At 58.4% G+C, this 12512-nt stretch carries 8 protein-coding genes; all 8 read left to right on the top strand.

The genetic code is table 11. The features are described from left to right. The first annotated feature begins 500 nt into the window (after positions 1 to 500). The 8 genes from AC3WQY_RS24280 (at position 501) to AC3WQY_RS24245 (ending at position 12362) form a co-directional block, all read left to right on the top strand. Positions 501 to 1901 carry a TIGR03013 family XrtA/PEP-CTERM system glycosyltransferase gene (locus AC3WQY_RS24280; RefSeq protein WP_492711175.1) on the top strand — a complete coding sequence of 467 codons (1401 nt, stop codon included), beginning with the start codon at positions 501 to 503 and terminating at the stop codon, positions 1899 to 1901. A gap of 144 nt (positions 1902 to 2045) precedes the next feature. Then, positions 2046 to 4163, top strand: a complete 2118-nt coding sequence (gene prsK / locus AC3WQY_RS24275; RefSeq protein ID WP_492711174.1) for an XrtA/PEP-CTERM system histidine kinase PrsK — start codon at positions 2046 to 2048, stop codon at positions 4161 to 4163. Beyond that, the gene (gene prsR / locus AC3WQY_RS24270) at positions 4160 to 5521 is read left to right on the top strand and encodes a PEP-CTERM-box response regulator transcription factor (RefSeq protein ID WP_492711172.1); all 1362 of its coding nucleotides are present in this window, start codon (positions 4160 to 4162) and stop codon (positions 5519 to 5521) included. The genes prsK and prsR overlap by 4 nt, the downstream gene beginning before the upstream one ends. 43 nt (positions 5522 to 5564) lie before the next feature. Continuing rightward, the gene (gene prsT, locus AC3WQY_RS24265) at positions 5565 to 8324 is read left to right on the top strand and encodes an XrtA/PEP-CTERM system TPR-repeat protein PrsT (RefSeq protein WP_492711170.1); all 2760 of its coding nucleotides are present in this window, start codon (positions 5565 to 5567) and stop codon (positions 8322 to 8324) included. A gap of 102 nt (positions 8325 to 8426) precedes the next feature. Beyond that, positions 8427 to 9713 carry a PilZ domain-containing protein gene (locus AC3WQY_RS24260; RefSeq protein ID WP_492711168.1) on the top strand — a complete coding sequence of 429 codons (1287 nt, stop codon included), beginning with the start codon at positions 8427 to 8429 and terminating at the stop codon, positions 9711 to 9713. After that, on the top strand, positions 9710 to 10483 hold the full coding sequence (locus AC3WQY_RS24255) for a S1 family peptidase (protein ID WP_492711166.1): 774 nt from the start codon (positions 9710 to 9712) through the stop codon (positions 10481 to 10483). Before AC3WQY_RS24260 ends, AC3WQY_RS24255 begins: the two co-directional genes overlap by 4 nt. Before the next feature lie 196 nt (positions 10484 to 10679). After that, positions 10680 to 11438, top strand: coding sequence for a flocculation-associated PEP-CTERM protein PepA (gene pepA / locus AC3WQY_RS24250; RefSeq protein ID WP_492711165.1), 759 nt, complete (start codon positions 10680 to 10682; stop codon positions 11436 to 11438). A gap of 231 nt (positions 11439 to 11669) precedes the next feature. Next, complete coding sequence (locus AC3WQY_RS24245) at positions 11670 to 12362, top strand: class I SAM-dependent methyltransferase (RefSeq protein ID WP_492711163.1); 693 nt, start codon at positions 11670 to 11672, stop codon at positions 12360 to 12362. Positions 12363 to 12512 lie beyond the last annotated feature (150 nt).

Raw genomic sequence — 12512 nt, 5'->3', positions numbered from 1 at the left:
GACATCAAGAATGGCGCGCTGACCCTGTTCACCTACAAGGGCGGTGCGCGCGAGCAGATCGCCGTGGTGCGCTAAGCACTAGGAACCGGCTTTTGCCAGGGGCGCCCACTTCGGTGGGCGCTTTTTTTGTTTGTGTCATCCCCACAGTGAGGGACGAGAAAACCGGATTGCCGTGGAAAACGCACGTGAGCGGCTGCACAGCATGTTTGGCTGGGCTGCGCTTGCTGGTTGAATGCACTTGGTTCAATACGGCGCCTCCAGCGCTGCGGAGTTCAGGAAAACGGCGGGAATGGAGTTTGTCCCCTGAATTCGTGAATAGCCGTGGTTCAAGCCACTCTCACCCTTCAAACGGGGGGCTTTCAAGAGTGTCTGCTGGAGGCATGATCGCCTCGCAGTACGGTTTGCGCCCTTTCGAAGCAGCTCCTTGGTCGGCGGATTCTGGTAGTCCTTCGACAGACCGCTAGATTCGGCTTGCTCACCAACCGAACGGTGCTGAAGGCGTGCAATTGGGGACAGGCATGATTCGGATATTCAACCACTACCTGCATAGACAGACTTTGGTCCAGGTCTTCTTTGACCTTGGACTGATCATCGTCGCCATCTTCTCGGTCGTGCTCAGTCAGGGTGATGGTGCTGGGCAGGTGATTCCTTTTGCTGCGTCGCACGGTCTTTCGCTTGCCGGTTGCATGTTCGTCATCAACTCGGCGTCCGGTTTGTATCAGCATGCTCACAATCGGTCCTTGACCGAGTCCTGCGCGCGTGCCTTGCTGGCACTGTTGATCGGCCTGCCGCTCGCCTATGGCATCTTCAGCTTGGTGCCGACCAATGCCAGCCATCGCGATCTGCTGATTCTTGCTGCCATGGGGGCGGTGGCGGCGGTGATGGTGCACCGCGTTTATGCCGCGCACCCGATCGGTCAAGCGCGTACGCGCACCAAGATTCTGATCTTCGGTTCGGGCGCTGCGGCGCTGTCGGTCGGCAATACGCTGCGCGCTTCCGATCCGCATGCGCAGGTGGTGGGCTATTTTCCCGGCCCCAACGAGGATCGCTCAGAAGTGCCGCGTGGCGAAGTGATTGAGTCCAGGGGTAGCCTGACCGAAACTGCCTTGCATCTGGGTGTGGACGAAATCGTGGTGGCGCTTTCCGAGCGTCGTGGGGGCAGCATGCCTCTGCGTCAGTTGTTGGACTGCAAGCTGTACGGCATCAAGGTGGTGGACATTGCCACTCATTTCGAGAAAACGCTGGCACAGATCAAGATCAGCCATGTGAATGCAGGGTGGTTGGTGTTTGGCGATGGCTTCAATCAGGGTGCGTTCCGTTCGGCCGTGAAACGCTTGTTCGACATCGTCTTTTCCTCCGCCATCTTGATGGTCAGCGCGCCCATCATGTTGCTGACCGCGCTGGCGGTGAAGCTGGAGTCCAAGGGCCCGGTGTTCTATCGCCAAGAGCGGGTCGGGCAGAACGGTGCGGTGTTTGATGTGGTGAAGTTCCGCAGCATGCGCACCGATGCCGAGAAAGACGGCAAGCCGGTTTGGGCCACCAAGAACGATGATCGTGTCACCAAGGTCGGTCGCTTCATCCGCAAGGTTCGTATTGATGAACTGCCCCAGTTGATCAATGTGCTCAAGGGTGAGATGAGCTTGGTCGGACCGCGTCCCGAGCGGGCATATTTCGTTGATGAGTTGGTTGCCAAGATTCCCTATTTCGCGGTGCGCCACAGTGTGAAGCCTGGCGTGACAGGCTGGGCGCAAGTGCGCTACGAGTATGGATCGACCATAGAAGACTCGGTCGAAAAGCTTCAATACGATCTGTACTACGTCAAGAACCACACCTTGTTCCTGGATCTGCTGATCCTGCTCGAAACTGTCGCGGTGGTGTTGACGGGCAAGGGCGCGCGTTGACGCAATGCCTGAGCTGCCGAGACCCGTCGATCTCGTCAGTTTTTGCGTTGATGGCCGCTTGAAAACTGCCCTGGACGCGAGCATGCGTTAGGCTGTGCTGAATAATTGCCGCAATCTCTTGTGCGGCACTTGCCTATATCACGCATGTTGGAACATGGCCTCAATCTTGGGGCAGCATCGGGACTGATTGCTGCCTTGGCTCACCTTGTGCTCGGCGCGCTGGTGTTGACAATGCTCGCCAAGCATCCCTTGCATCGCTCGGTCTCTGCGGCCTTCGTGGTGGCACTGTTGCTGACGGCAGGCTGGGCTTTGCTTGATGCCTTTTCGCAAATGGGCGGCTGGTCAAGGCGGCATTGGGTGATGGCGATGCTGCTGCCGGCGCTTGATGTGCTGCGCTATGGCGCCTGGTTCCTTGTGCTGCTGGGTCTGCAGGGTGCCAGTGCTGCGCGCCAGAGGAGTGCCTGGCTGCTGTCGGTGGCGGCGTTTCTCGGCGTAGTCGCGCCGTTGACACTGATCATTTACCGAGAGGCACTGCAAATGCCTCTGCTCAGTTTTGAGCGCGGACAGGCGTTTGCCTCCTTGTCCCTGGCGGTGATTGGCCTGTTGCTGGCTGAGCAGGTTTTGCGCAATGCCTCGGGCGATACCCGCTGGAGCGTCAAACCCCTGTTCTTGGGCTTGGGTGCGGTATTTGCCTTCGACCTGTTTCTGTTTTCGCAAGCCGCGCTCTTTCAGGAGTTTGACGGCGACGCAGTCAGCATCCGCGCTGCGGTCCACACCTTGGCCGTGCCCTTGTTGTGGATGGCGAGTCGGCGCAATCGGCAGTGGGGTAGCCGTCTGCATGTATCGCGAGCCGCTGTCTTCCATTCGGCCACGCTGCTGCTGGTCGGTGGCTACCTGCTGATCGTTTCTGCCGTCGGGTATTACGTGCGCTATACCGGCGGGGAATGGGGGCGCGCCCTGCAGCAGGCCCTGGTAGCCGTGGCGGTGGTGGCATTGCTGTTGATGAGCCTTTCTGGATCCATGAGGGCTCGCCTGCGCGTCTACATCAGCAAGAACTTCTTCAGCTATCGCTATGACTATCGCGAGGAATGGTTGCGCTTCACCGCCATGCTTGCGTCAAGTGCGTCACCGCATCAGCTGGGCGAATCCGTCCTGCAGGGTTTGGCAAACTTGGTGGAAAGTCCGGGAGGCTCCTTGTGGCTGAAGCGTGGCAGCGATGGCGCATTCACTCAATCGGCGCGCTGGAATTTGCCCGAAATTGGCACCGCTCTCGATGCCGACATTGAGCTCATCAAGTTTCTGCGCGAGCGTGCCTGGATCATTGATTTGGATGAATGGCGGCGGGCGCCCGAGCAATATCGGAGCTTGCAAGTGCCGGAGTCGCTGGCTGCCGATGTCAGGCATTGGTTGATCGTGCCCTTGCTGACGGGCGGAGATCTGACAGGGCTGGCACTGCTTGCCAAGCCGCGCACGCCGATTGAGCTGAATTGGGAGGTGCGCGACCTGTTGCGCACGGCCAGCAGTCAGGCGGCTAGCTACCTGATGCAGATGCAGGCCACCGAGGCACTGCTGGAGGCGCGTAAGTTCGAGGCTTTCAACCGTATGTCGGCTTTTGTGGTGCACGATTTGAAGAACATCGTTACTCAGTTGTCCTTGATGCTGAAGAACGCAAAGCGGCTGCGTGACAACCCTGAATTTCAACAAGACATGCTCGACACGGTAGAGAATTCGCTCGAGAAAATGCGTCAGTTGATGCTGCAGTTGCGCGAGGGCGCCAAGCCGCACGGCGTGACCGGCGGTGTTGATTTGGTGCAGATCGCCCGAAAACTGGCCGCGCTCGCGCAGCACAAGGGGAGGGTGCTTGAGCTGGAGCTCTCCGGCGCGCTTAGCACCCGCGGGCATGAGGATCGCATCGAGCGCGTTATCGGTCATGCGGTGCAGAACGCGTTTGACGCCACGCCGGCTGAAGGTCGCGTGTGGCTAAAGCTTTGGCAAAGTGGCAGTCACGCCTGTGTGGAAGTGGGCGATACTGGTTGCGGAATGACGAGCGAGTTCATCGAGCGGCGGCTTTTCAAGGCCTTCCAAACTACCAAGTCGGCTGGCATGGGCATTGGTGCCTACGAGAGCTTTCAATACTTGCAAGAGCTGGGCGGAAAAATCGACGTGGAGAGTGAATTGAATATCGGGACCAGAATCAAGATCTCGCTGCCGCTGTTTCATGCCGGTCAGGCGTCCAACCTGCATATGGCGGCTTCCCAATGACTCTGTCGGCGTCTGCATCGCTGCTGATTGTCGAAGACGACCCAGCGCTGCAAAAGCAGCTCAAATGGTCGCTCGATCGTTTTGAATCCGTAGTGGCGAGCGATGCTGCAAGTGCTTTGCTGCAATTCCGCCGCCACACGCCCGCCGTTGTCACCATGGACCTGGGGCTTCCGCCGGATCAGGACTCAGTCACGGAGGGTTTCAAGCTGCTTGAGCGCCTGATCGAATTGGAGCCCATGACCAAGGTGGTCGTTCTGACCGGTCAGAACGACCAGTCCAACGCCTTGCGTGCCATTCGCATGGGTGCATACGATTTTCTGGCCAAGCCGGTGGATCCGGATGTCTTGACTCTGACGGTGGAGCGCGCCTTCCGCCTGCACGAGTTGCAGCAGGAGAACCGTCGACTGCAGATGCAGCAGTCGCAAGACGCCCTGGGTGGTTTGCTGACGCGTGACGCGGGCATGCAGCGTATTTGCCGCACGGTGGAACGGGTGGCGCCCAGTGATGCGACGGTGTTGCTGTTGGGCGAGAGCGGCACCGGCAAGGAAGTTTTGGCTCTGGGGTTGCACAATGCTTCGCGGCGCAAGGGGCGCTTCATCGCCATCAATTGCGCCGCCATTCCCGAAGCGCTGCTCGAAAGCGAATTGTTCGGCTACGAGAAGGGTGCGTTTACCGGGGCAAGCAAAACTACCGTTGGCAAAATTGAAACCGCCCATGGCGGCACCCTGATGTTGGACGAGATTGGTGATCTACCGATGTCGTTGCAGGCCAAGTTGCTGCGGTTCTTGCAGGAGCGCAGCATCGAGCGACTGGGCGGCCGTGGGGAAATTCCTGTTGACGTGCGCATCGTTGGCGCCACCCACCAAGATTTGCGCGCCTTGATTCAGCAAGGACGATTCAGGGAAGATCTCTTTTACCGACTTGCGGAAATCGTGGTTGAGATTCCGCCACTGCGCCAACGTGAAGGCGATGCGGTGCTGCTCAGTCATGCGTTTCTGCGGCGCTTTGCGTCTGAGCAACGTCGGCCGGTGCAGTCGCTCGCAGACGATGCCGTGCTTGCCATCGAAGCTCATGCCTGGCCTGGCAATGTGCGCGAATTGCAGAACTTGATGAAGCGCGCATCCATCATGGCTGACGGCGATCGCATCACGGCCAATGACCTCGGCTTGCCGGTGCCTGGCCGGGAAATTGAGCAGGCCGCCAGCCTGGATCTGCGTGCCATTCGCGAGCAGGCAGAGCGGCAAGCTGTCGTCATGGCAATGGCTCGCACCGATGGCAATATTGCCAAGGCTGCAGAGATTCTTGGCGTTAGCCGGCCCACACTCTACGACCTTGTGAGTCGTCTGCAGATCAAGTGAAACACTTCAGGGAGATGTTGTGAAGCTTTGCAAGGCGAATGTCTTGAGCGCGATAGTGCTCGGTGCTGGGCTGCTCGCGGGCTGCTCGGGCGAGTCGGCCGACAGCATGCTGGCAGCGTCCCGAATCAGCCTTGAGAAACGCGATACCAGGGCGGCCGTCATCCAACTCAAGGGTGTCCTGCAGAAGCAGCCGTCCAGTGCTGAGGCTCGGTATCTGATGGGACGGGCTTTGCTGTTGTCGGGAGATCCGGAAAGTGCCTTGATTGAATTCAACAAGGCCGAGGAGCTTGGCTACTCCGCGGAACTGCTGGCACCTGAGCATGCCCGTGTTCTGTTGTTGGTGGGCCAGGCGGCGAAAGCGCTGGATAAGTATCGCGATGTCAAGCTGCAGAGTCCCAGTGCGAATGCGCAGCTCTTGGCGCAGATGGCCGCGGCCTATTGGGCGATCGGCAAGAAAGACGAAGCCTGGGCGGTCATCAGTGCCGCGCAGAAGGCAGATGGCAATGACCGCACGGTCGGCCTTGTGCATGTGCGCATGCAGGCAACAGTGCCGCCATTGAGTAACGCTCAGGCTGAACTGGATGCCTTGTTAAAACGTTTCCCGGATTTTGCTGATGCGTGGATGCTCAAGGCCGATTTGTTGCAGCGTGCCGGCGCGTCAAAGGCACAAGAAATCGAGGCCTACAGGGAGGCACTGAAGTGGGACCGGGCAGCCCTTGGTGCGCACGCCGGCATCATCACGTGGATGCTGCAGGAACGGGATCTCAAGGGGGCCGAGAAGGCACTAGACGCTCTCAAGGTGGTCGCCCCCGGTAGCGGACAAGCTGGCTACCTTTCGGCCTTGCTTGCCATGCATCAGGGCAATCAGCAGAAGGCGCGTGAGGAGGTGCAGCGCTTGCTCAAGCGGGCGCCAAGCAATGTGCCCGTTCTGCACTTGGCCGGTGCCATCGAGTTTCAGCGTGGCGCCCTGCTGCAGGCCGATGCGCACTTGAACAAAGCGCTTGCTCAGGCCCCGGAGGCTGCAGACATTCGTCTTTTGCTTGCTCGCGTCTATGTGCGTGCCGGTGAGGCTGGTAAGGCTCTGGCGGTGGCGCAACCGCTGCTAAGCGCGAAAGAACCGAATCCTGAGTTGTTCCCGCTGCTTGGCGAAGCCTTGCTGCAGACGGGGGACCCGCTGCGTGCCGAGCAGATGTTTGCCAAGGCGGCAAGCTTGAATCCGCAGGACGTGGCGAGCCGCGTCGCCGCGGTAATGTCACGCATGCAGGCCAAATCCAAGTACGACGGCACAGCCGAACTGCGTGCCATCGCGGTCGAAGACAAGGGTGTCACGGCCGACTTGGCACTTGTTAGCGTCCTGTTACGCAAGAAGGACTACGAGCAGGCCAGCAAGGCGCTGGATGCGTTGGCCAAGAAGGAACCGAACAAGCCCTTGGCGGACAATTTACGAGGCAATTTGGAGTTGGCCAGGGGTGATCAGGAGCGTGCGCGGGCCGCGTTCCAGGCCGCGCTCTCCAAGGATCCGACATTTTTCCCGGCGGCTGCGAGCCTGTCCAAACTTGCTGTCGATGCAAATGACTTCAAGCGTGCGAGCCAGTACTTCGAGGGCATCCTGAAGGTTGAACCCAGGAATCTGCAGGCGCGGATATCGCTGATCAATCTGAAGGTGCAGCAAGGCGCGCCCAAGGACGCCCTTGCCATCGAATTGACGCAACTCGTTAAGGAGTACCCCGAGGCGGTAGCCCCGAGGGTTGCATTGGTGCAATTGCAGATGGCACGGGGCGAGAACAAACTGGCGCTGGCGGTCGCGCAAGAGGGCGCAACATTGCTGCCTGACAACGTAGAAATCCTGCTTTCGCTGGGATCTGCACTCGCAGGTGCAGGCGACACGAATCAGGCCGTGGCTACCTATAGCCGGGCGGCGACGCTGAGTCCCCAGTCACCTCAGCCCCATATTGCCCTGGCCGAGGTGCATTCGCGCGCCAAGAACTATGGTGCGGCGACGCAGAGCCTGAAGCGCGCGCTGGCAATCAAACCGGGTAACTTGGCCGCAATGGGGGCCATGTATGGTGTGGAGATGGCTGCTGGCCGGATAGACGAGGCTTTGGTTGTTGCAAGGAGCTTGCAAGGGCAGGAGACAACAGCGGCACTGGGATTTGTGCTTGAGGGCGACGCTGAACTGAAGCGGCATCATCTTGATGCTGCTGCTGAGGCTTATCGCAAGGCTTTGGACAAGGGCGCGGACACCAGTTTTGCAATCAAGCTTCATCGGGCGCTTGCAAGCGCGGACAAGCGCATGCCAGATGCCGACAAGTTTGCGAAACGCTGGTTGGAGCAGTTCCCGAAGGATGCACTGTTCATTCACCATCTTGGTGACGTGGCGTTGAAACGCGCCGACTTGAACGAGGCAGCCAGGCGCTATGGAGAGTCCTTGGCGCTAGTGCCGCGAAATGCGTCGGCGGCCAATAATTTGTCATGGATCGCGCTGCAGCAAGGCAGGCGTGACGAGGCAGTCAAATATGGCGAAGCGGCAGTTGCCATCGAGCCCAACAATCCGCAGTTCCTCGACAGCTTGGCTTCAGCTCTGGCGAGCAGTGGCAAGCTTGATCGTGCGATCGAGGTCCAACAGCGGGCGATTGAGCTTGCGCCCGATTTGCATATTCATCGCCTGCACCTGGCGCGCTTGCTGATCGATGCTCGCAAAGGCGACCTTGCCAAGCTTGAGTTGCAACGTCTGCTTGAGCTTGGCGATGCCTTTGCGCAGCAGGCTGAGGTGCGGGAAGCTCTGATCAAGTTGAAGCAATGAGATAACTGCTCAGTGGACAAGGTTCGTTGCCTGCGCAATTCGAGCGGTATTGCGAGAATGAGCCTTAGACTGGGTATTAGTTTGCACTAAGGCCATCCTGTCATGAGCGGCATCAGGCGATCAGATCTACGAAAGGTGTTCCACCAGTGGCTGCGGCGCTCGTTTGCGCGCCTGCCGCGAGATATGCGTTTCGCGATTTACCGCTACATGGTGGATTGCGATCCGGAACCAGATCAGCGGCTCGAGTTGAAAATCGCGGAAACCCAGGACGAACTGGAGCAATGCTTCCGCATTCTTCATGATGCCTATGTGGGCAGCGGCTTCATGAAGCCCGTTGATTCAGGCATGCGAGTGACGCTCTACCACGCGCTGCCAACCACCACCACCTTGTGTGCGAAGTATGACGGCCGGGTAGTCGGAACGATTTCGATGATACGGGAGGGTGTGTTTGGATTCCCTCTGCAGTCGGTCTTTGACCTGTCGCAGGTCCGGGCCAAGGAAGGGAATATCGCGGAAATTTCTGCATTGGCCGTCCATACGGATTTCCGCAGAACCGGTGGCGCGATCCTTTTTCCGCTCATGAAGTTCATGTATACCTACTGCACGGAGTTCTTCGATACGCGGCATCTGGTAATAGCGGTCAATCCCAATATGATTGAGCTTTACGAGTCGCTGCTGTTCTTTGAGCGTTTGCAGGAAAACACGGTGGCCAGTTACGACTTTGCCAACGGAGCACCTGCCGTCGGGGCGACCTTGGATTTGCACAAGGCGCTTGAGCAGTTTCGTCGGGTGTATGCGCGCCGCCGGCCACGCAAGAATCTCTACAAGTATTTTGTTGGCCTGCGCTTGCCAAACATCAAGCTCCCCAAAAGGCGCTACTTCACCACGAATGATCCTGTGATGAAGCCGGCAGCCTTGGACTATTTTTTCAATCAGAAGAGTGCATGTTTTGCCGAGCTAGATGACCGCAAGCGCGCATTGCTTTGGTCCATCTATGACATGGCGGAATACCGTTCGGTGTTGCCCATGCTTAGCGGTGCGACTATTCCCTCCCAACCAGTGCGGCGACATCAGCGGTTTTCGGTGCGCTGCCCCGCGACGGTCATCGTGAGCAATGGCAATGAGGAACGACGCTACGTCGTCAGTGTGATTGAGCTTTCACTGGGCGGTTTCCAAGCGCTCTGCCGGATTGATATGCCCGAAGGGATTCAGGGACGAGTGGAAGTGGATCTCGGTGCCGACGAGCGTTCGACTGTCATGGCGCAGGTTGTGCGCAGGCACCAGGGCGTTGGTGGGAATTTCTATGGCTTCAAGCTTGATGAGCCCGATCCTGCATGGCGTAAATGCGTCGGCGCCCTGGAAACCGGCAACACCATGAGCGACCTGTGAAGGACTCACGCCGCATCCTCGCGCCGACGACGCTTTTGGCTTGCTGTCTGACTTGCGCACACGCATCTGAGTTGCCCGACCTCATCGAGCGCGCCAAGCCGTCAGTGCTGTTAGTCGGTACATATGCACCGACGGACAGTCCTAGATTCACGTTCCGAGGTACCGGTTTCGTGGTGAGCAATGGGAACCTAGCCATTACGAATGTGCACGTCCTGCCGCCAACTGAAAGTCTAGGGCCGACGCGCGAGTTGATGGTTCAAGCCTTTGACGTTTCAGGAGGTGTATGGCGCCCGCGCCTGGCCAAGGTGCTGGGTACGGATCCAGGTCACGATCTCGCGTTACTGAGCTTTGAAGGGCAGGCCGTTGCGCCTCTCGCCTTGGCTCGCGCGCCAGTTCGAGAGGGTGCCGCCATCGCTTTGATGGGCTTCCCTTTGGCTGGTGCGCTGGGCTACTCCATGGTCACGCATCGGGGCGTGGTTTCTTCCAAGACAAGCATCAGCGGTCCGGCTGGTGATGCCCGGCAATTGAATGAGCGCGCGCTTCGTCAGCTGAGGGTGGGTGCCTTTGAGGTGCTGCAACTCGACGCCATCGCCTACCCAGGCAACAGCGGCGGCCCGGTGTTTGAGCTGGAATCCGGCGCGGTTATTGGGGTGATCAGCATGGTGATGGTGAAGGGGACCAAGGAGTCTGCGTTGTCCGCGCCGACGGGCATTACCTATGCTGTGCCCACCCAGTATGTCGCGAATCTTCTGACGACATTTGCGCGATAGCCGCACCTTGAGACTGAAGTGCGTGGATGTCTTGTCGGAAATTTTGACATTGGACCTTTCTGCTGGTGGGGATTAAATCATAAGCTATTGATTTTAAAAGAATAATTAACATTGGCACGCATGCTGCTTCTGTTGATGTGCGGGCCCTTAGGAGTCTTTTCCCAAGCCCAGCCCTTTCAATGCAACAGGAGCATTTATGAGCAAGAAACTGATCTCGATCGCTGCCGCGGCCCTGGCTCTGGCTGCCGGTTCTGCGTCGGCAACGACCTATCTGGATTTCCAGGTTCAAGAGGGCTCGGTGCCTGGTGCCGGTGCCAATCTTTTCACCGCTGACAAGCTGAATGGCGGCTACACCGAAAAAGTCTATCTGACCAGCCCGACGACCTTCTCGGCGCAGGCCTATGCCAACTTCGGTCAGTACTTCAAGAATGACGGTACGGCTCTCGTGCCGACGCAACTGAACGGCTTCGGCGCCGGCGGTTATGGCCTGTACGCCATTTTCGGTGCCACGGGTACTGTGGTCGGCGGCACTCAATTCACTGGGGCCACCGGTCAGTTCTACCTGTACATCGATCCGAGCCAAGATACGACGTTCGTTGATAACGGGGATAGCCCGTTCACGACGGCTGGCAGTGGTGACGACTACTTGGTGGCGTTCACGAACAATCTGAGCACCGGCACCGGCGATATCGTTGGCCCTCCTGGCGCGTTTGACATTCGGTTTGATGGCTTTACCCTGACGCCTCAGGGCAAGAACTACTTTGTTGCCCCGAATCCGTTCTACATGTACACGCAAGTCAATGGCGACATTGACGGTTTGACCCCCGGCAATCCCATTACGATCACGGGCGACGTCAGCGCGGTGTTCCTGAACAAGGTTCCTGAGCCTGGCAGTCTGGCTCTGGTGGGGCTGGCCTTGGCTGCTCTGGGTTTCAGCCGCCGCCGCAAGGCCTAACAACTTGAGGCAAGCGGTTCGCCGCTAATGCCTAACAGTGCATGAGCTTCTTGCTCATGCCGCAAAAAGAGCGACGCGTAAGCGTCGCTCTTTTTTCGTGCTGGGCGTCCGGTAGGGCATGGGGCGGAGTCTTGATAGCCGGGCTTGTTGCGTGCGGAAAAGGCTGGCTACATGCTCAATGCGCCCTAGAATCCCCTTGGGCATTCTTCTGCCGGAAATTGGGGAGCATCTATGGCCACGGAAGCCAACGCGATGAAGAGAAAGACCAAAGAAGAGATCGCGCTGGCGTACAAATCGCCTCCCGTTTGGTACGACATCCGAGGCTTCTTTATTCTTACCTTTGCCTACAACAGCACCCTGTGGGCTCAAGTTCGTTTCTTTGGCCGGAACATGGGACCTCGCCACATTGAGATTGCTTGTGGTACGGCAACGCTCACATGGTTGGTGATGCTGTGGCGCCGATGGCACAAAATGCCTGCCGTGCACGTCACAGGAATCGACTACGCGGAGTCCATGCTTGCAGGCGCCATTCAGCGCTTCAAAGACTGGCCCAATACCGAGTTTTTGCATGCCGACGCTGCAGCGCTGCCATTCGATGATGAGAGCTTCGACACTGCCAACATTGCCAACTCGGTGCACTGTTTTCCCGATGTCTTGGGCGCGCTCAAGGACGCTAAACGAGTGCTGAAACCGGGCGGTACGCTTGCCTGTAATGTGCTCCTGTATCCGCGCGGTGTTTGGCCCTTTCGCCAAATTGCGCAGGCGATCAACGACTGGGGTATTCGCAAAGGTATTCTCTACACGCCATTTGAGCGTGAGCAGTTTAGTGATTTGCTTGCGCAGGCTGGCTTTGAAGTCCTTAGAGAAACGGTGACAGGGAATTGCTTTGAAGCCCTGGTGCGCAAGCCACCCGCTGTTGCGTGATGCAGCGTGGAGCGGCCATGGTTGATTCCTCTTCCGATCTATTCGATTACAAGCAGGCCTTTTCTCGCAACATCGGCTGGGTCACGCAGAAGGAGCAGCAACAATTGCGGCAGGCTCGTGTGGCAATTGCCGGCATGGGCGGGGTGGGCG

This window comes from Roseateles sp. FW301-B2, from assembly GCF_058788955.1.
This window is presented reverse-complemented; position numbering and strand designations above follow the sequence as displayed.